This is a genomic window from Dermabacter sp. Marseille-Q3180 (assembly GCF_940792985.1).
GTDB classification, from domain to species: domain Bacteria; phylum Actinomycetota; class Actinomycetes; order Actinomycetales; family Dermabacteraceae; genus Dermabacter; species Dermabacter vaginalis.
Map to the genome: position 1 here is coordinate 200,845 of NZ_CALNWU010000001.1, position 19,780 is coordinate 220,624.

Consider the following 19,780-nt stretch of genomic DNA (forward strand, 5'->3'; position numbering starts at 1 on the left):
TACGACGTGCGTATTCATCGAGAATTGGCCCGTGCTCACCGCGGTTGAGGGGTATGAGCGCGCAAACAAAGAAGCACCGAGCGAGATCGCTGTCATGGAGCACCATCGAATCGTGGCCGCAAGCACCGCGGCCAGGCAGAGCGGGGTGGCGCTCGGCATGAAGAAGCGTGCCGCCGAGGCGCTATGCCCGCGTATTGCGATTGTGGAGCGTGACCTCGATGCCGAGTGGCGCGTGTTTGAAAGCGTATGCTCAGCCGTCGACACGGTCGCGTCCGGGATCGAACCTCTCTCACCAGGAACACTCTTGCTTCACACGCGAGGGCCTGCACGACACGCGGGGGGAGAGGAGCCGCTCGTGCGCGCCCTGATCGATGCCGTCGCCGATAACACGGGTTGGGAATGCTCCGTGGGGATCGCCGATGGTCCACTCGGGGCGATTCTCGCCTCCCGCTCGGGGCGTATTGTGCTTCCGGGTGAGTCGGCGCGTTTCCTCGCGCCTTTCCCCATCGACTCACTTGCACATGCCCCCGTGGGCGCTGGTCAGCGGTTTCGGGTACCGGGGGGAGGCGAGGGGGTCGCGCGCGTGAGTGAGCTCATCGACGTGCTTCGCCGCCTCGGTATCAGCTCTCTCGGTGCGTTCGCCGATCTTCCTCGTGCCTCGGTGAGTGCGCGGTTTGGAGCCCTCGGCGTTCTTCTGCATACTCTCGCGTGTGGAGCCGAGATCGGCGAGGGCAAGCGTGAGCGGCCAGCTCAACCGATCCTCGTGGAACGGCACCTCGAGCCGCCACTCGAACGCATCGATCAAGCAGCGTTCATCGCGCGTCCCCTCGCCGAAGAGCTCGAGGAAGAGCTGCGTCAGCGCGGCCTTGCATGCATGGGCTTGCGCATCGTCGCACGCGGCGAAAACGGAAGCGAGATTGAACGCACGTGGCGCCACGAGGGCGCCCTAAGCATTCGCGATGTCGTGGACCGCGTGCGTTGGCAGTGCGATGGTTGGATACTTGCGGCTGAACGCGAGGCTTCCCGTCCCGGCGGGCCCCGTCATGGAGCTCCTTGTGCGGGATCCATCGTGCACATTCAGCTCATCCCTGTGCACACCGAGAGCGCGGGGGAGTATGCGCCGGGGCTGTGGGGGCGTGCGAGCACAGCCGAAAAGCGCGCCGCGCGCGCCCTCACACGCGTGCAGTCGCTCGCGGGGGAGCGGTCCGTGCTTGTGCCCGCCGAAAAGGAGGGGCGTTTCTTGCGCGAGGCAATCGCGGTGCGCCCCTTCCGCACGGCGCCCGCGCGCGAGCGCCGCGAGGGGCCCTGGATTGGATCTCTACCGCGTCCACTGCCCGCCACGGTTTTCACCCAGCAGATTGCGGCGCAGCTTATGGGCGAAGGGCGAGCGGTCTATGTGAGTGCGCGTGGCCTTCTCACGGGCGTGCCTGCTCATCTCGTCCTTATGCGCGAGGAAAGAAGCAGCTGCGAGATGAGAAGCGAGCGCGCGGCGGATACAGCAACCGCAGCAAATCTTCACACCTGCGCACGCGATGTCGCGGCCGTGAGGAGTTCTCGAACGGGTGCGAGCCACGGCGATGAGCACCGTGAGGGTGAGGAGTGCGCTCCCCTTCCCGCGGCACTGCGCCACTTCGGCTACGAGAGGCTTCTCCCTATCGCACACTACAGCGCCCCCATGCTCATCGATCAGCGGTGGTGGAGCGAGGGAGAAGGAAGCCGCAGGGGAGCGCGGCTTCAGGTCGTGCTCGAAAGCGGTGAAGCGCTCGCGCTGCTCTCGAGGGAGCGCACGTGGGAAGTAGAGGCGATCTATGACTAGGTACAGCGCGGGGAAGCGGGATCGCAAGAAAAGAGGCGGGCATGAGTAAATGGTTTCTAGGGCCGCCCTCGTGGCGCGATCTCGAGGCGGGTTTCAGTGATCGGCCCCCACCCCTGCGCCCCACGGGGCGCGTCATCCGTACCGGGGTAGGCGAGAAGCCTGAGCATAGCGGCGAGGGCGAAGAGCAAACACGCCCTCGCCAGGCGGGAAGTAGGCACGAGATCCCCTTCGCCGAGCTCCACGCACACTCACACTTCAGTTTTCTCGACGGAGCTTCGAGTCCCGAGGACATGGTTGAGGAAGCGGCTCGGCTTGGGCTTCGCGGTCTGGCCCTCATCGATCACGATGGGTTTTACGGGGCGATTCGCTTCATGAAGGCAGCGTCCGAAGTTTCGCTTCCCACCGTCTACGGCGCGGAGCTCACGCTTCCCGCGGGGTTTACGGCTGCCCTCACGGGGGAGTCCTCGACCGCCACGCCGGCTCATCCCGCCGTTGCGAGCGCCGCCCGGACGGGAAGCGCCGACCCCGAGGGTGAACACCTCGTGCTTCTCGCTCGCGGAATCGCGGGGTATAGGCGGCTTTCTTCCCTTATGGCGCGCGCACATCTCGCCGGTCCCGGCAAGGGCGAGCCGCTTTATCGTTTCGAAGCTGTGCGGGAGGCCCTCGCGAGCGGGGATGTCGTCGCGCTCACGGGCTGCCGAAAATCACCTTTTGTGCAAGAGGCTCTAGCGGTTCTGCCGCAAGGGGATATGGAGGCTTCGGCATGTGCTGCCGCGCGAGGAATCGAGGCTGCGCTCCAGGCAACCGGAATGCTCCACGCGGGGGATGCCGTGCCTTCTCACATGCCTCGGCCGCCGCGCGTGATCATCGAGCTTCCGCTCACGGGTGAGGCTCTCGAATCAGAGCTTCACGACGCCCTCGCTCAAGGCGCGCGCATCGTGCGCGAAGAGCACGGCCTAAGTGAAGCCGAACTGCCCGTTGCTCTCACCACCAACGCGCACTACGCACGCCCGGAGAATAAGCACCTTGCGGACACCCACGCCGCGCTTCGCGCACGGCGAAGCCTCGCCGACGCCGACCCCTACCTCCCCTCGCGGCTTGCCCATCTCAGGAGCGGGGCGGAACTCACCCAGCTCGTCCCGCGCTATCCGCGCGCGATCACCACCGCCGCGAGCCTTGCGTCAACGCTTGCCTTCGATCTTTCACTCGCCGCCCCCAACCTTCCACCAGCCCCCACCCCCGAGGGGCACGGTGAGGAAAGCTGGCTTCGATCCCTCACCGAGCGCCTCGGCGAGAAACGCTACGGCCCGCGAGAAAATCCCCGTGTTGAGGGGGCGTGGGAGCAGGTCGACCACGAGCTTCGTGTCATCACTGATCTGGGCTTTCCGGGGTACTTCCTCATCGTCTACGACATCGTCGAATTTTGCCGCACCCATGGCATCCTGTGTCAGGGGAGGGGCTCCGCCGCCAACTCCGCCGTGTGCTACTGCCTCGGCATCACGTCGGTCGATCCCGTTTTTCACGGACTTCTCTTCGAACGTTTCCTTGCACCCGAGCGGGACGGCCCTCCGGACATCGACGTCGACATTGCCGCCGATAGGCGAGAGGAAGTCCTTCAGTATGTTTTCGAGCGGTACGGGCGCGAGAACGCCGCGCAGGTCGCGAACGTCATTTCCTACAAGGCGAGGCTCGCGGTACGCGACGCGGCGCGCGCGCTCGGCTATAGCGTGGGGCAGCAGGATGCGTACGCGAAAACAATCGAACGTTCCTTCTCTTCGCTGAGCGATGCGAACATTCCACGCGATGTGAAAGACCTCGCGACTCAGCTTCGCGATGCCCCGCGCCACCTCGGCATTCACTCGGGCGGAATGGTGCTGTGCGATCGTCCCGTGATCGATGTCGTCCCGGTCGAACACGCACGCATGGAGGGCCGAACCGTCGTGCAGTGGGACAAAGACGACTGCGCCGATGCGGGGCTCGTGAAGTTCGATCTCCTCGGCCTCGGTATGCTCACGGCTCTCGATCACGCCTTCGAGATCGTCGCGCGCGTTCACGGTGAAGCGTTCACCCTCGCGAGCATCCCGCAAGAGGACCCCGCGCTCTACGACATGCTGTGCAGCGGAGACGCGGTGGGCGTGTTCCAGGTCGAATCACGTGCGCAGATCGCGACTCTCCCACGCCTCAAACCGCGCGAATTTTACGATCTCGTTGTCGAGGTCGCGCTCATCCGCCCCGGTCCTATCCAGGGTGGGAGCGTGCACCCGTATCTGCGCAGGCGCTCCGGAGCAGAAGATGTCACCTACCTCCACCCGCTTCTCGAAAAATCCCTCGGCCGCACTCTCGGGGTACCGCTCTTCCAAGAACAGCTCATGCAGATGATGATCGACCTCGCGAGCTTCACGCCGTCGCAAGCTGATCAGTTGCGCCGCGCGATGGGATCGAAACGCTCGACACGGAAAATGGCCGCGATGCGCGAATCGATGTTTGAGGGCATGGCCGCAAACGGCCTCACGCCTGAACAGTGCGAACTCGTGTACCGCAAGATCCTCGCGTTCGCGAGCTATGGTTTTCCCGAGTCACACGCGTACTCTTTCGCCTATCTCGTGTACGCGAGCGCGTTTCTCAAATGTCACTTTCCCGCGGCATTCACGGCCGCGCTCCTTCGGAGCCAACCGATGGGCTTTTATTCGCCGCAGTCCCTCGTTGCCGACGCTCGCCGACACGGCGTCGAGGTGAGGGGCGTGGACATCACCCGCAGCGACGCGTGGGCGAACCTGGAGCTCGATGCCGAGCATGCGGCTTATACCTTCGCTGCGCGCGCGCAGACGCACGACGGTGCCCACCCACCACAGGTACGGGGGAGTGAGGCGACGAGTGGCCCCGTGATCCGGCTCGGGCTCGAATCGGTGCGAGGGATCTCCCGCACGCTCGCAAAGCAGATTTGTGAGGAGCGCGCACGCGCACCCTTCCGCTCAATCGCGGATCTCGCGCACCGCACGGGCCTCAACACACGTCAGCTCGAGGCACTCGCCACGGCGGGGGCGCTCGACGCACTCGCGCCTTCGAGGCGCGCCGCCCTCTGGAGCGCGGGCACGGCGGCAGCCGTGAAGCCCGGGATGATCCCCGGACTCACATTCGCGCAGAAGGCCCCGACGCTGCCTGGGATGAGCGACGCCGAGCTCGTGGTCGTCGATACGTGGGCCACGGGAGTTTCCCCCGCGCGCCACCCGTTCACGCTTGCCCGCGAAAGTGCGCGCGAGGGGGGTGTGCTTCGCATCGAGGACGCCAAGAAAGTCGCGCATGGCACGCGTGTGTGGACGGCTGGCATCATCACCCATCGCCAGCGACCCGCGACCGCCACGGGCATCACGTTCCTTGGTCTCGAGGATGAAACGGGCATCCTCAACGTCGTGTGCTCGCACGGTTTCTGGAGTGCCAACAGGGCACTTCTTCGTACCGCGCCCGCGGTTCGCGTGCGCGGCCTCGTCGAGCGCAACGAGGACGGCGTTGTCAGTTTCCTCGCCGATGCCGTCGAGCCGCAGTCGCTCGAGGCGACCACGACCTCGAGGAACTTTTGCTAGCCCGCGGCCCGTGCAACCCCTATGCTCGGCGCCTGTCGCGGGGCCGAGGAAGGCTTCACTCGGCGTGCCCCGCGCGAGAACACGAGCGTGAGGGCAAAACTCACGGCGGCGAAGAGGGCGAGTTCCGCGAGAGTCGTTCCAGTCGAGACGATCGCACCGCCGAGGGCAGCACTCACGAGACCCTGGGATGCAACGGTGAGCGGCATGAATGCAGTGAGGGACTGCAAGAGCGAGGGGGCACTCTCGAGCGGGAGGATCCCCACGAGGGCAACGACTTGAAGCACGAGGACGATGATTGACACCACTCGCCCCACTCGCACACCACACACGGTCAGAAGCATTTGATGCACGATCGCGAAGCACAGGGCCGCGGCTACCGTAATGGCGGCCACCGAGGCAAGCGACGCCACGGGCACGCCGAAGGCCACGAGCAAGCCGATCACCAAGAGCGCCTGGCAAGCGGCAACGACGAGCGGCCACAGAAGCGACCGCAAAGCCACCCGCCACATGGGACGGGCCGAATCGAGGAACCTCTCACGAAGCGCCGGCCACACGAGGAAAATCCCGAAGGCGCCAAGCCACAGGCCGAGTGCCGCGACGAAGGGGAACGTCGCGACGGCGCCGCCATCGGCTTCGTTTTCGCGCGTCGTCGAAAGCGTCACGGCTTTCGTGCTCACCTCGGAGAGGTGCTTGCGTTCAGTTTCGGAATAGCTCGGGACTTCCTCGGCGCCGTCCCGAAGGCCGCTCGCGAGTTCGCCACTGCCGTCCGCGAGGCCGCGAGTGCCGTCCGAAAGCTGAGTGGTGCCGTCGGCGAGGCCATGTGCGCCCTCCACGAGAGGCGCGGTGCCCGAGGCAAGCTTGGATGTGCCGTTCGCAAGCCCATCAGCACCCTCGGCAAGCTGCCCCGTGCCCGAGGCGAGCTCGCTCGTCCCTCCCGCGAGTCCCTTGGCACCCTCGTCGACCTGGGCTGCGCCGCTCGAAAGCTTTCCGGCGCCATCGGCAAGCTGCGTTGCCCCGTCGCGAGAGGCATCGATGCCATCAGCGACTTGCGCCGCTCCCGGGGCCAGCTGCGCCGCACCATCTCCGAGCTTCGCGATCCCACCGTTCAGCTGATTGATGCCGTCCACGAGTTGCGGAGCGGCGTCGGCGGAGGCCGATGCGCCGTCGGCAAGCTTTCGCGCGCTCGGCGTAAGGCCCGGGTTCTCACGCGACCCGTCCCCCTCGAAGACGGTGTCGACGGCCTGGGGAACAACCTGCTCGGAAAGTGCTGATCGCACGCCATTCACGCCTTCCTCGCTCATCTGGGTGAGCCCGCCGCACATGTCGTCGAGACCCAAGACACGCGGGTCCCCGCTAAGGCGAGGATCAGCGCTAAAGGCCTGTTCGAGTTCCGTGCAGCTCGCGGCGAGTGTGCTCATCGATTCCGCGAAGCCCGGTTGACCGTCGCGCCCCGTGTCGAATGCTTGATCGATACCATGCTGAAGACCCTGCGTGAGTCCCTCTTGGGCTTGGGGGAGTCCTGAAGCGTACTGCTCGAGGCCTTCCGCCAGCTGCTGCGCGCCGCCCGCGAGTCCGGGATTTTCCGCGCTCCCGTCGCCATTGACCCCCGACGCGAGCTTTTCGGCGCCCTGGCGAAGCCCGGGCTGCGCGTCGGTGCCGTTGAGTCCGTCGGCAAGCTGGGCAACACCTCCAGAAACCTTATGTGCGCCATCGGAAAGCGCACCGAGGCCCGTCGAGAGGTCGTGCGCGCCACCGGCGAGCCCGTCCGTTCCGGACGCAAGCGTGCCCGTGCCGTCCGCGAGTTTGTGTGCACCGTCGGAGAGTTCCTTCGTTCCCTGATCAAGCCCGCGCACGCCATCGGCGAGTTTCCCCGCACCGTCGTCGAGCGAGACCACGCCGCCGTTCAGTTCGTCAATTCCTGTGGCGAGCTTGCCGGCGCCGTCGTCGAGGCCTTTCGCGCCGTCGGCGAGTTCGTGGGCACCGTCGGACAGTTCACCTGCGCCATCGGCGGACTTGGTGAAGCCGTCTTTGAGGCTGTTGAAGCCCACGTACATTCCCTCGAGGTACTGCTTTGTCATCGTTCCGTTGAACTCGCTCGCAACGACCTGGGTAATGGCCTGGCCCACCATCGAGTCGAGCATGCCCGAGGAGTCATTCGTGTTGACGATCACGGTGGCCTGGCGAGCATCGGTCTTGCCCATGGTTCCCAGGTTGTTGCTGAAGTCCTTGGGGATCACGACGACCGCGGAATAGGTGCCGTCCTCGAGTCCGGCTTCGGCGTCTTTCTGCGTCGTGAGTTGCCAATCAAAGCCCGTGGAGTCGAGGTTTACCGAGCTGCCGTCGGAATTCTCGTTCTTCATGGTGCCCGGCTGCGTGAGCGCCCCCGCGAGAAGCCTTCCGAAGGGGACGGTTTGCGTGTGCCCGTCCACCTCCATTTCCGTTCCCTCATCGAGGTTGACCACGGCTGCGGGCACATTTTCGAAGCCCGACGCGCGGTCTTTGAGCGCCCATATGCCGACCCCCGCCACGAGGAGCGGCAAGAGCACAACGACGAGAAGGGCTTTCGGGAAGCGAGCGAGGGTTTTCATGCGTATGCCTCCGCATCCGTGTGTAGTGGCAGGGGATCGGTGTGGTCGGTGACGAGGTGTGCGAGGGGGAGGACCTCGACGCGTGCGGGGTCCCGCAGACGTTCGGCAAAGCCCTCAGTCAGGGCGTCCACGCCGATGACGATTGTTGTTCCGTGTGAGGCAAGCAGTTCGAGTCGGTCAAGCGCCGTGTCGCCTGCTTCGAGAAGGTCGGAAAGGGATTCGATGACAACAATCCGCGTGTCGCGTTCTCGCACGAGCGCCTGGCCGCATGTGCCACCGCGGCCTTCGGGGTAAAGCTCAACGTGTGCTTGCGCCGCTCCCGTTTCGCCGGGAACCTGACGATCGTGTACGAAGAGTGTGCCGGTTGAGGGCTCGAGGCGCGCGGAGAAGAGTGCGAGGACGCTTGCGCGCGCGTCCGCGTCTTCACTTGCGAGAAGCGTGATGGACCCGGGGGCCAGAGCCCCGGAGAGTGGGCCGAGCGTTCCGCGGCCGCTCACGCGCGGGATTTCGACGTCGCGAAGCCGCAGCGCGCTGGCGCCGTTCGCCGCCGTCCATTCGCGGTGCTCCAGGGCAATTCCTAGCCCTTCGCCTTCAACGTCGAGGTGGGGGAGGAGGCGGTCGAGCACAGCAGGGAATCGCCACGCGCCATCGCCGAGGAGGGCGAGAACGGCGGGCACGAGCGTCATGCGCACAACGAAAGCATCCACGAAAACGCCGACGGCGAGGGAAAGAGCGATCGGCTGAATCATGTACTTCGACCCGGGAATGAAACCCGCAAAGATGAAGATCATGATTGCCGCGGCCGCGATCACCACGGGCGCCGATGCCGTGAACCCTTTAATGATGGCCTGGCGAGGATCGCGGGTATGCATGTACTCCTCGCGCATGCGCGTCACGAGGAAGACCTCGTAATCCATGGCGAGGCCGAAGAGTACGCCGAGTGTCATGATCGGCAAAAATGGAATCACTGGCCCCGTGGCTTTCGCTTGGAGGAGGTCCGCGCCCCACCCGTAGGTGAACACCATGGAGGTCACGCCGAAAGCAGCCCCCGCGGAGAGAAGGAAGCCGACGGCTGCTTTCAGGGGAACCCAGATACTTCGGAACACCATCGCGAGAAGCACGAGGGAGAGCCCCACGACAAAAATTGTGAAGGGAAGGAGGGCCTTGTCGAGGCGGTCGGCAATGTCGATCGCCACGGCGGTGGCACCCGTAACCTTGATATCGGAGATGCCGAGGTCCTTTTCCCACTGAGGCGCATCGGTGCGGAGGGTGTCCACGACGTTCTTGGTGAGCTCTGAGGTGGGGCCTTCGGTAGGTCGAAGCACAACGACGCCCATGTCGGCGCCCATGTTGGGGGTCGCAATCTGCACGCTGTCCACGCCGTCGATCGCGAGAACGTCCCGCTCGAGTTCATCCATGACGCCGAGCGGATCCTTCGTGTTGATAATGTCGGCGGTCAGCATGATCGTCGCGTTGTGGCCCGCGCCGAATTTCTCGGCCACGATGTCGTAGGCTTCGCGACCGTAGGAGCCCGGATCTTCCGTGCCCTGGTCGGGAAGCGCAAGTTCGAGGTCTTTGAACGGAATGGCCACCGCGCCGAGCCCCACCGTGACCACGATGATCGTCACGAGGGGGAAGCGAATGGCGGCGCGCACCCAGCGTTCAAGCAGGGGAGTGCGGGCAGCGCGGGTGGAGGGGTCCGACGCTTGCTGGGCGGTGCGTTGACGCTGGCGTTTGGGGCGGATTTTCTCGCCGAAGAGTCCAAGGATTGCGGGCAGGAGCGTGAGCGCGGCGAGCACGTTGCACGCGACCGCCACTGCGGACACAACACCCATGACGGTGATGAAGGGGATGCCGGTGATGAACAGCCCCACGAGGGCGATCACGACCGTGAGGCCCGCGAAGATGACGGCGCTACCGCTCGTGGCGGTTGCGCGCGCGATGGATTCATACGGGTCGAGACCGCTTCGAAGCTGGTCGAGGTGCCGCGAGACGATGAAGAGCGAGTAGTCGATGCCCACGGCGAGGCCCAGCATGAGGGCGAGAGTTGGGGTTGCCGAGGAGATCGTGAAGATGCTCGTGCCCATGAACATGACGATCATCGAGACGATGATGCCCGTGATCGCAGTGACGATGGGAATGAAGGCGGAGCGCACTGCGCGGAAGACGATGCTGAGCACGATGAGGGCGGCGATCACGCCGAGGACCTCCATGATGCTCATCCCCATTTCGGGGGTCATCGTGACCTGACCACCGATGTAGGCGTGGAGGCCATTGCTCGTGTGAGTTGTGTCGTCAACGATGTCCGTGAGCCCGTTCAAGGTTTCTTTGGGGACGACGTCGAGCTCGGGGTCGAGCTGGATGTTCGCGATGATGGCCGTGCCGTCCTCGCTTTTTTCGCCCGGCATGTCCTTGTCGAACGGATTTGTTGCGGTTTCGACGCCCTCGACCTCGCGGGCGCGGTCCATCGCTTTGATGATCTGGTCCTCGTGGGCGGTGATGGGGGAGTCGTCTTCGCTGACGAAAATTATCTGGCCACCCGTGCCACCGAGCTGCGGGAAGCGCGTGGCGAGGGAGTCGAGGCCTTCTTGAGATTCGGTTCCGGGGATGCTGAAGGCGTCGTCAAGGCCTTTCCCGAGGGTGAGCGCGCCGGCGGCGGCGAGGAGGATGATCGCGAACCACGTGCCGAGAACTTTCCAGGGCGAGCGTGCGGCGCTGAGGCCGAGGCGGTACAGGGTCGATGACACGAATGCTCCTCGCTACTCTCGAGACACTGAATACACTTTCGTATCGAGTTCGATACTAAGATGTCTCGAGTAGGACCCGTAAGGCCAACAGGAGCAATATCGTGGACGTCACAGCCTCGGAGAGCGCGCAGCCGGCGCGATCCAAGGAGAACACCCGCCGAAGGCTCGTCGACGCCTCCATCGACGTTTTCACGCAAAAGGGCGTTGAGGGGGCCACGGTCGATGACCTCACTCGGGCCACGGGCTTCACGCGCGGCGCTTTCTATTCAAACTTTTCCTCGAAAGACGAGGTCTTTTGGGAGGCCTTCACCGAGGTCACGACGCGGGCGCTAGCGGCCACGCAGCCCTTCCCGAATGCAGAAGACCAGGGGAGCAGCGCCCCTGAAAGCGCCGGCGAACCAGATCTTCTCGAGTCCCTCGAGTCACTTCGTCCGCTCGGCCTTGCCTGGTACCTCATGCACACCGAGGCCGTGTCACTCTCCCTTCAAAACATCGACGCTCGTACACACCTCGGGCGCGAGCGTGATCGCCTTATCACGGGGATCGCGCAGATCTTCGAAGAGCTTTCGGCGAGATACCCGATCACCCTCACCGTTCCGGCAGAAACACTTGCGGAAACACTTCTCGGGGTCTATCTCAACCGCATGGTCGCTGAACTCGCCACGGAGGAGAGACTCGAGGAAGACACCTCCCGCATTCTCGAAGCGATCCTTGATGCCTTCGTTGAAGGACGTGGCACACACGCTCCCGCAGTGCCTTGGAAGCAATGAGGAGGGCGAAGCGGCTCTAAGGTAGGCGCATGGGAGAAAACACCACGGGCTCACCAAACACCAAGTCGCGCAGCAAGGCCGCGTACGCGACGCGAGGAAATTCGCATTACGACCTTTTGAGCGCACTCATGGCGGTCGTCGTCGTCATTTCCGGCATTGGCGCCGCCAAGGGCGTCACGATCGGATTCGTCATTACCGACGCGGCGTTCTTTCTTTTTCCTCTTGCCTATATCCTTGGCGACATCATCACCGAGCTGTATGGACCGAGTGCTGCGCGCCGCGCCATCCTGACGTCCTTCGCGCTCAATATTTTCGCGGTCGTGTGTTACGCCGTGATCATTTGGCTTCCGGGCTTCGATGACGATTACGGAGTTGCGAAACAGGGAGCGCTCGAGCTGGCGATTGGGCCGGTATGGCAAATCGTTCTTGCCTCGCTGTGCGGTTTTCTCGCGGGTCAAACGCTCAACTCGTTGATCGTGAGCCGAATGAAGCGCCGCACGGGCGAGCCTGGCATCGTCGCTCGACTACTCATGTCAAGCGGCACGGGCGAACTGGTTGACACGATGATTTTCTGCACGATTGCCGCGCCGGTGCTTGGGATCACGACAGTCGGCCAATGGCTCAACTACACGGCCTTCGGCTTCCTGTACAAGGTCATCGTGCAATACGCGGCCATTCCCGTGACGGCTCACGTGATCGCACGACTCAAAAAGGCTGAGCCTAGCTACCAAGAAGCCCTCACGCGAATTGCATAGAGGTTGTGGAGGTTATAGGCATCGGCGCAGTTCCGCCTCGCCACACGTATTACGCCGATAATGTACGTTATGTAAAGTGAGCGCTGGGAGCGCCACCCACTTCAGTCCGACGGTTGCCGATCTACCGTCGGACCCACTCCCCGCACACCAGCACCACGACCGGATACGAAAATCGAGCCCCTAGGCTCCGCACGCGCCGCAATGAGGGGCGAGCCCCTTATCCGTGCACGCCTCGCACCGCAAAAATTGCGTGCGGCACGAGGGGTTTTCACAGTTGACGTAGACCGGCGTTTTCTCGCCGCACGAGACGCACGACCCGAGAGATTCCGCGCCGTCACCGAACTCCATGTGCATACGGCCGTCAAACACGTAGAGCGAACCGTCCCACAGCCCGTCATTGCCGTATTTTTCGCCGTAGCGAACGATTCCGCCGTCGAGCTGGTACACATCCGTAAAGCCGCGATTTTTCATGAGAACCGTGAGAACTTCGCAGCGGATACCGCCCGTGCAGTACGTCACGATCGGGCGGTTCTTGAGGTCGTCATACATCCCCGATTCAAGCTCGCCTACAAAGTCTCTCGTTGTTTCCGTTTCGGGCACGATCGCCCCGCGGAAGCGCCCAATTTCCGCCTCCATGCGGTTGCGCCCGTCGAAAAAGACAACCTCTTCTCCGCGAGAATCCACGAGCGCATGCAAAGCCTCTGGGCTTAGGTGCTCTCCCCCGCCAATCACACCCTCGGCACCCACCTTAATTTCCTCGGGAACGGTGAAGGTCACGAGTTCTTCTCGGACCTTCACGGAGAGCTTCGGGAAGTCGGCACCAGTTCCCTCAGACCATTTAATGTCGGCTCCGTGAAATGGCGCGTAGGCCTTCGTACGCTTGACGTACTGCTTGACAGCGCCAATCTCACCTCCGACGGTCGCGTTGATGCCATCTTTCGAGATGATCACTCGCCCTTTGAGGCCAAGCGACTCGGCGAGGGCAAACTGCCAGAGTTTCACTGCCTCCGGATCGGCGAGCGGAGTGAAAACATAGAAGAGAACGATTTTGTGAACGGCCACGTCACAAGTCTAATCGGCCGAGGAATAACTCTCCGACGACTTGGCGTTCAAGGAAGCATTAGCCGTGCACATTAGGAGGTTTTCGTGCTCGATCCCACCACGCTCTTCACCTATGAGCGCGATGTCGACTCGCGTTCGCTCCACGCGAGCACGCTCGTCGTGACTCTCGGCTCGTTTGTGGACTCCGGGCGTGTCCAGGAGAAACTCGACGAGTTCATTACGGCGAATCATCCGAACCGCCTCGTGGGCACGTTCGATTCCGATCAGGTCATCGATTACACCGCTGTACGCCCTCCCATCTCCCTTGACCAGGATCATCTCACCGGGTACTCCTCCCCTGCGCTGACACTTCGTGAGGTCACGCCCGAGGGCGAGAAGCCCTTCCTTCTGCTCAGTGGTCCCGAACCGAACTTTCAATGGGAACGTGTTGCGCACGCCGTGCGCATTATCGTTGAGCAGCTCGGCGTGACGCGCACCCTTGTTGCCACGAGTTTCCCCGGCGCAACACCGCACACAAGACCCGTGGCCGTGAGCCGCTACGCCGGCGACCCCAAGGACCTCGTTCTTGCGAGCCCGTTCCCCGGCACGATCGAGATGCGGGCCTCCTTCCCCGCTCTGCTGATCGTTCGCATGGCTGAAGCAGGTCACCCCATCATTGGGCTCGCCGCCCATGTGCCGTCCTATGCACATGAAATCGAGTACTACCCCGCGCTCCCTGCACTGTTCACGGCACTTGACATCGAGGGCGGTCCGGCGTTCACGCCCACAAGGGAACTCGAAGAGAAAATCGCCGAGGTGCGCGAGGCACTCGACCACAGCGCAGCGGAAAATGAGCAGCTCTCCTCTCTCATCAAAGGGTTTGAGGAAAACTATTCGCGCATGGACGGGATGGTGCAGCACCTCTCCCCCGGCACCGACACTCCCCTGCCTGGCGCCGAAAAGCTCACCGACGAAGTCGAGGACTTCCTCAAGGAAATTTCTGATGAGCCGGAAAACACGGACGGACGAAGCGATGACCGCGGCCCTGATTCGGTAGGCTAAATTTCGTGTTTGTCGTCAGCGTATATTCACTCAAAGGTGGCGTAGGAAAAACCTCCGTCACTCTCGGCCTCGCATCCGCCGCCCTCAACCAGAGCGTCAATGCCCTCGTTCTGGATCTCGACCCTCAGGGAGATACGACCCTCGGTCTTCTTGGACACCCTGGCGGCGAACCCGATATCGCTGAAGTGATTGCGTCTGCGCGCACCGAGACCGTCGATCGAGCTATCGTTCAAACCCCGTGGGCTCAGCGCGAGGAAAGTACAGCCTCCGCTTCGAGCCACCTCGACATCATCCCTGGAAGCCACCGGTCCTCGCGTTTAGACTCCCCCGCGCTCGCCCGCCGTGGCGTTCGGCGCCTGCGCGAAGCCCTCGACAAACGATCCTTCCACTACGACATCGTCTTGATCGATTGCCCGCCTTCTCTCAACGGTCTCACGCAAATGGCTCTCGCGGCCTCTGATCGCTCGATCGTGGTTTCCGAACCTGGCTTTTTCGCGGTGTCGGCCGCCGATCGCGCTCTCAAACTCGCTGATGAGCTCCACGAAACCGGTATCGCGCCACGCCTACGTCCGCTTGGCATCCTTGTGAACAGGTATCGCCCTCGCAGCGTCGAGCACCAGTTCCGCCTCAATGAATTGCGTGAACTGTTTGGCGACCGCGTGCTCACGCCGGTTCTTGAAGAACGAGTAGGCCTTCAGCAGGCTCAGGGCGGCGCGATCCCTCTTCACGAGTACGAAGGTGCGAGCGCAAAACAGCTCACTCACGACTTCGATCGTTTACTCGCGACGATTATGGATTCACGCCAGGATTCCTAAGCCCAGGCTGTGGCATGGGAGTCGCCCAACCTCGCGGCCGGCTCCCCTCTGTCATGAAAAACTGACGCCCCTCCCGCATGTCGATGATCCCGACGTGACGTGCGAAAAGGGGCGTGAGTTAACGAGGAAACTTGAGGTACGACTTAGCGCCGAGGGGAAAGGCCTCAGCTTGCCTTTCGCGCACGGCGTGCGGCGAGTTCGTCTCGAAGAGCCTCCGCTGCATCGTGCTGCGGGTCAACGCTCGGAAGAATGGCGAGATCGGTCTCGACCTCGCGGGCCACGCGACCAACCGCGATACCAAAGACGCCCTGGCCACCGGAGACGAGGTCGTAGACATCTTCGGCGCTCGTGCATTCATACACCGAGGCACCATCGCTCATGAGGGTGATTTGCGCGAGGTCTTCCACTCCGCGTGCGCGCATGGCATCCACGGCGACGCGGATCTGCTGGAGCGAAACTCCGGTGTCGAGCAGACGCTTGACCACTTTGAGAACGAGGATGTCACGGAAGCCGTAAAGGCGCTGCGAGCCCGATCCGGTGGCGGAACGCACGCTCGGCTCAACGAGGCCGGTGCGCGCCCAGTAGTCGAGTTGCCGATACGTGATGCCTGCCGCTTTGCATGCCGCCGGTCCGCGGTAGCCGAGTTCGCCGGGCGTATCAACGAGATCGTCGAAAAGGACGCCCTGGGCTTCGGTCGCCGGGACGGTGCTCTGTGCACCAAAGGTGCTTTCGCGCTTGCTCACGGTTGCCTCCAGATGGACTTTCGTGTCGGGGAAGGGAGAAAGTCTCGACGACAGAATACCCACCCGGATACGCATCCGGGATTAAACGCGCCGAAATGTGGCGAGAATTTTTTGCGTGTCGCCCCTCACGAGGGGGTGAAGAAGGTGAAGCGGTACTTACCGATCTGGATCTCGTCGCCGTTGTTCAAGCGCGCCTCGTCGGTAAGTTCGCGGTTGACGTAGGTGCCGTTAAGAGAGCCCATGTCGAGGACGAGGAAGCCGCCTTCGCCGCGCACGAACGTGGCGTGCTTGCGGGACACCGTGACATCGTCGAGGAAAATCTCCGATTTCGGGTTACGGCCTGCCACCGTACTCTCAGAGTCGAGGAGGAAACGGGCCCCCATATTGGGGCCTTTCCGCACGATCAACAGTGCCGTACCTGCCGGAAGAGCTTCGACGGCTTGGCGATCCTGCGGGGATAGGCCGTGTTCGGCATCCTCCGCGAACTCGACCCTGCCGTCGATCGGAGAGAGTTTCGTGGTCTGCTCGGGGTTCGAGTCAAACATGTGTTCATTCATGACACAGACCTTCTTTCCACGCTCACCCATTGCACAAAACGGCATGAGAGTTCATTGCTTCCGCATCTATTTTGACACGTCGTTTTGGGCAAGCCCGCGTTTTTTGGCCGATCGCTGCGAACCCTTTAGTTCCTCTTGACTAATTTTGGGCGTGGCACGCCTCACCCTCCTGAATTCGCGCTTCGGCATGCACCTCCGCTATAGTTGACAGGGTCGAAAACCGCGGGCTGTGGCGCAGTTTGGTAGCGCACACGACTGGGGGTCGTGGGGTCGCAGGTTCAAATCCTGTCAGCCCGACGCGGATAAATGGGCGAGGCATCTCATGGGTGTCTCGCCCATTTCTTTATATTCACCCTTATGTGACTGCCCTATAGTCGAGGGCTGAATGAGCCTTGGGAGGTTGATGCGATGTCCACATTTTTCGGTCATGTGTCCTTTGACGGAGACACTAAGGCGTGGCCCGAGGGTGCCGGTAGCGAGTGTTGTGCGCTCGAGGGCTATGTTCTCCCGGTCGGCTCGCAAGAAACCCTTTCGGGCGCCTCGGGTTCCGACGCCTGCATGCGCATTATCGAGTCTGAAGGTCTTTCAGGGCTTGCCACGCTTGACGGCGAATTCGCGGTGGCCTTTCGCGACTCCGACTCTTCGCTCGTGCTCGCGAGGGACGTCCTTGGATCGCGGCCTCTGTACTACGCCAAGACCTCGGCAGGCGTAGCTTTCGGGACGTCGATTGCCACCATCATCGACAAGGCCGAGCTTCCGTGCGAACCCCACCTCGATGTGGTGCGCCAGTACCTTCTTGGCGAAGACCGCCGCGGTGTCGAGACATTTTTCGCGGGGATTTCCCGTGTGCTTCCGGGCGAGGTTGTGCGTATTTCACGGGGCGAAGTGGAACGCACCGTGTTGACGAAGGAAAAGGACCAGTTTTTCTCGGTTCCCTCGAACCCACGACGCGCCGACCACACGTGCGTTGAGGAGTTTCGCACGCGCCTCAGCGATGCGGTCGCACGCCGTGCAGGCGAAAGCGGTGCACTTCTTCTCACTACCGTGGATCCCGTCGCCGCGGCTGCGCTAGACGGCGCCGCTCGGGCCTCTCATGCACCCCTTGACTCGCTTTCTCTCAGCGCTTCTACGGGCGGTCCTGAGCTCGATTCGGGGCACGAGGGTGAAGTGAGGGCGACCCCTCAGGGTTTGAAGAACGATCTTCCGCGTATGCTTCGCGTGTTCGAAGAACCGCCCACGTCGCTCACCTCGTACTTTATGTGGCTTCACCTGCACGCATGTCGGCAGGAGGGCCGTTCTCTCGCGATCGACTCCTACGGTGCTCGCGCACTTCGCGCTCCCGCAAGAGCCCACCGGTCGGTTCTCTCGCGCGCGTTCGCTGCCGCCCGGCGGCGCGAAAAAACCGTTCCAGCATCCCTTCTCGGCTCTGCACTGCACCGTGATCATGCGGGTCAAAGGGTCGCACCCGAGCCGCTTCCCGAATATGCGGGCCCGCTCGCCCCGCTCGGCTATGCGGGGAACGTTGAAGCAGAGCAACGAGCCAAGGCCGCACAGGCTTTCGGCTCGGGCGTTGCGGTGTGCTCACCGTTCACCGATCGCGCTTTTCTTCGCTTCTACGCGTCTCTCGATGACACTGCATTCGGTGCGGGAGCGCGCCCATCCCTGATCGAAGCAGCCGCTGATGTATCGCATGGTGAAGGGACCACTCTCACCGACGGTGAGCGTGAAACCGCGTGGTTCAAGCGCATCAAGGGCACGTACTTTGCGCTGTTTTCGTCGCAATCCTTCGGCACGCGCGGCTGGTTCAACCAGGCGGAGATTCTCAAGGCCTATGACGCGCACATCAATGGTCGTCCGAGCCTGAGCGCCGGTCAGCTTTGGCGCTTCGCGTGCGCCGAGCTGTGGGCGCGCCTCTTCTTTGACGCGGATGATCTTCGAGAGCAACACGAGTGGGAGGACTCCGCACTCCTTGCCGACGATAACGGCCAGTCGCTCCCGCCGGATCCCCACACACCGCTCACGGCGAACGCGGGTAAGCAGCTCGACCTTGCGCTCGATGGCGACGTCGTCGCCCGCCGCTATCCCATCCAAACGGAGAAGTTCTCGAAGGAATCCCGTATGGACGAGGAGATTGCCGGCTACGTGAAGGGCTTCTTTAAAGAGCTCGACGAACGCGGCACCGACGATGATCGTCATGCGACCGAAGGACGCCGATGGAATTTCACGGTCTCGGAAAAGATCATCGCGATCATGCAGGGCCGCTCGTGGTTTGTGTGGGAGATCAAACCTTCCTTCGCCGCGAAGCAACTGTCAAAGTTTGTGACCCGTACACCCGCGGGCATCGGTCTCGGTGACCCGGTAACGATGCAGCTCGCGATCAATGAGGCAGGGCTTGCGCGCATCACCTATGCGGCCGCCCTCGGCGCACTTGGCAAACTGCGAGGCAAGCGAGGAGTGTTCTACGAACTCGCAGGTGCCGATGTGCGGGCGATCGACGGCCCCACCGAATACTCGGTGTATCCGTCGAATGTGTCGGCGAAGCTCCCGCCTAAGGATCCGGATCAGGTCGCGGAGCATCTCGTGCGTGTGATCCGCGACGTTGTTCCCGCGCGTTTTGCCGAGACCTTCGACGGCGTGGTCGTCATGGATGCCAATGACATTGGGCGTAACGTCCTTGGTCTTTCTGCCACCCAGGAACGCGCGCACTACGAGGCGCAGTTCGCGGATAATCCGCTTGGCCAGGGGTCGCAGCAAACGCCCATGGCAGTCGTGTTCGAGCGTCCCACGAGCGAGCGCTAAGAAAGATCCCTACCGCTCAAATTTCGCCACGTGCTCGCCACTCTCGACTTGCGCGAGCGCGTGGCGAAATCCTTCTGTGAAGCGGCGATTGAGCTCCGGCGGCTCACCGATGGGGAACCACGCGGCTTGCAGGTTTTCGCCATCCGCTGGGTGCGGGTCACCCTCCACGTGAGTCGCGACGAACGCGAGATCGAGATAGCTCGCAACGTCACCATTGGGGTGGGTCACCGGGCCGACGCATCCCACATTTGAGAGGAACTCAATTTCGCACGTGCATCCCGTTTCCTCGAGAACTTCGCGCACCCCCGCCCGTGCGGGTGCCTCCCCGGGATCGATGATGCCCGTGACGGGAGTCCACTGCTGATTGTCGGCCCGTTGCACGAAAAGACAGTGCGTGCGCTCCTCATTGAAGACGAAGACCGTGACGCCTGAGAGCCACAGGTGGTCGTGGCCGATCTTTTCGCGCAGAGCAATCACAAAGTCGGGCGCGGGCACGTTCTCTCCCC

At 62.9% G+C, this 19,780-nt stretch carries 13 protein-coding genes and 1 tRNA gene; 8 read left to right on the forward strand and 6 right to left on the reverse strand.

Annotation, left to right across the window (positions count from 1 at the left end):
• The first annotated feature begins 31 nt into the window (after nucleotides 1–31).
• Complete coding sequence (locus tag NBW56_RS00990; RefSeq protein ID WP_157457091.1) at nucleotides 32–1,816, forward strand: DNA polymerase Y family protein; 1,785 nt, start codon at nucleotides 32–34, stop codon at nucleotides 1,814–1,816.
• A 41-nt stretch (nucleotides 1,817–1,857) separates the two neighbouring features.
• Nucleotides 1,858–5,397 carry an error-prone DNA polymerase gene (locus NBW56_RS00995; RefSeq protein WP_250257645.1) on the forward strand — a complete coding sequence of 1,180 codons (3,540 nt, stop codon included), beginning with the start codon at nucleotides 1,858–1,860 and terminating at the stop codon, nucleotides 5,395–5,397.
• On the opposite strand, the gene NBW56_RS01000 is transcribed toward NBW56_RS00995, so the two are convergent.
• Nucleotides 5,394–7,985, reverse strand: a complete 2,592-nt coding sequence (locus tag NBW56_RS01000) for a YhgE/Pip domain-containing protein (RefSeq protein ID WP_250257646.1) — start codon at nucleotides 7,983–7,985, stop codon at nucleotides 5,394–5,396. The genes NBW56_RS00995 and NBW56_RS01000 overlap by 4 nt on opposite strands.
• Nucleotides 7,982–10,732 carry an MMPL family transporter gene (locus NBW56_RS01005; RefSeq protein WP_250257647.1) on the reverse strand — a complete coding sequence of 917 codons (2,751 nt, stop codon included), beginning with the start codon at nucleotides 10,730–10,732 and terminating at the stop codon, nucleotides 7,982–7,984. Before NBW56_RS01005 ends, NBW56_RS01000 begins: the two co-directional genes overlap by 4 nt.
• A gap of 101 nt (nucleotides 10,733–10,833) precedes the next feature.
• Here NBW56_RS01005 and NBW56_RS01010 point away from each other — a divergent pair, with 101 nt between their 5' ends.
• Together NBW56_RS01010 and NBW56_RS01015 are read left to right on the forward strand one after the other, a co-directional pair.
• Nucleotides 10,834–11,502, forward strand: a complete 669-nt coding sequence (locus NBW56_RS01010) for a TetR/AcrR family transcriptional regulator (protein WP_250257648.1) — start codon at nucleotides 10,834–10,836, stop codon at nucleotides 11,500–11,502.
• Nucleotides 11,503–11,531: 29 nt separating this feature from the next.
• Nucleotides 11,532–12,257: a queuosine precursor transporter gene (locus NBW56_RS01015; RefSeq protein ID WP_065247832.1), complete on the forward strand. Its 726-nt coding sequence runs from the start codon at nucleotides 11,532–11,534 to the stop codon at nucleotides 12,255–12,257.
• A 180-nt stretch (nucleotides 12,258–12,437) separates the two neighbouring features.
• Here NBW56_RS01015 and trhO read toward each other — a convergent pair whose 3' ends face one another.
• A complete protein-coding gene (gene trhO / locus NBW56_RS01020; RefSeq protein ID WP_065247833.1) occupies nucleotides 12,438–13,319 on the reverse strand; it encodes an oxygen-dependent tRNA uridine(34) hydroxylase TrhO in 882 nt (293 codons plus the stop codon).
• An 84-nt stretch (nucleotides 13,320–13,403) separates the two neighbouring features.
• Between trhO and NBW56_RS01025 the strand changes: the two genes are divergently transcribed.
• Both NBW56_RS01025 and NBW56_RS01030 read left to right on the forward strand, forming a co-directional pair.
• Nucleotides 13,404–14,360, forward strand: coding sequence for a PAC2 family protein (locus NBW56_RS01025; RefSeq protein ID WP_250257649.1), 957 nt, complete (start codon nucleotides 13,404–13,406; stop codon nucleotides 14,358–14,360).
• Nucleotides 14,361–14,365: 5 nt separating this feature from the next.
• Nucleotides 14,366–15,175, forward strand: a complete 810-nt coding sequence (locus NBW56_RS01030) for a ParA family protein (RefSeq protein ID WP_126846034.1) — start codon at nucleotides 14,366–14,368, stop codon at nucleotides 15,173–15,175.
• Nucleotides 15,176–15,339: 164 nt separating this feature from the next.
• Here the strand turns inward: NBW56_RS01030 and NBW56_RS01035 are convergent, their stop codons facing one another.
• Both NBW56_RS01035 and NBW56_RS01040 read right to left on the reverse strand, forming a co-directional pair.
• Entirely contained in the window at nucleotides 15,340–15,918 is a 579-nt protein-coding gene (locus NBW56_RS01035; protein ID WP_065248744.1) for a MerR family transcriptional regulator, read from the reverse strand.
• 125 nt (nucleotides 15,919–16,043) lie between these two features.
• The gene (locus NBW56_RS01040) at nucleotides 16,044–16,475 is read right to left on the reverse strand and encodes an FHA domain-containing protein (RefSeq protein WP_250257650.1); all 432 of its coding nucleotides are present in this window, start codon (nucleotides 16,473–16,475) and stop codon (nucleotides 16,044–16,046) included.
• Between the two features lie 223 nt (nucleotides 16,476–16,698).
• On the opposite strand from NBW56_RS01040, the gene NBW56_RS01045 reads away from it, so the two are divergent.
• Together NBW56_RS01045 and NBW56_RS01050 are read left to right on the forward strand one after the other, a co-directional pair.
• A tRNA-Pro gene (locus NBW56_RS01045) sits at nucleotides 16,699–16,772 on the forward strand.
• Nucleotides 16,773–16,883: 111 nt separating this feature from the next.
• Complete coding sequence (locus tag NBW56_RS01050) at nucleotides 16,884–19,274, forward strand: hypothetical protein (RefSeq protein ID WP_250257651.1); 2,391 nt, start codon at nucleotides 16,884–16,886, stop codon at nucleotides 19,272–19,274.
• Between the two features lie 9 nt (nucleotides 19,275–19,283).
• Here NBW56_RS01050 and NBW56_RS01055 read toward each other — a convergent pair whose 3' ends face one another.
• The gene (locus NBW56_RS01055; RefSeq protein ID WP_250257652.1) at nucleotides 19,284–19,769 is read right to left on the reverse strand and encodes an NUDIX hydrolase; all 486 of its coding nucleotides are present in this window, start codon (nucleotides 19,767–19,769) and stop codon (nucleotides 19,284–19,286) included.
• Nucleotides 19,770–19,780: the final 11 nt, after the last annotated feature.

Coding starts and splice junctions, on each gene's coding strand:
- NBW56_RS00995 (WP_250257645.1), top strand. CDS start 1,858: ATGAGTAAATGGTTTCTAGGGCCGCCCTCGTGGCGCGATCTCGAGGCG.
- NBW56_RS01000 (WP_250257646.1), bottom strand. CDS start 7,985: ATGAAAACCCTCGCTCGCTTCCCGAAAGCCCTTCTCGTCGTTGTGCTC.
- NBW56_RS01015 (WP_065247832.1), top strand. CDS start 11,532: ATGGGAGAAAACACCACGGGCTCACCAAACACCAAGTCGCGCAGCAAG.
- NBW56_RS01040 (WP_250257650.1), bottom strand. CDS start 16,475: ATGAATGAACACATGTTTGACTCGAACCCCGAGCAGACCACGAAACTC.
- NBW56_RS01050 (WP_250257651.1), top strand. CDS start 16,884: ATGTCCACATTTTTCGGTCATGTGTCCTTTGACGGAGACACTAAGGCG.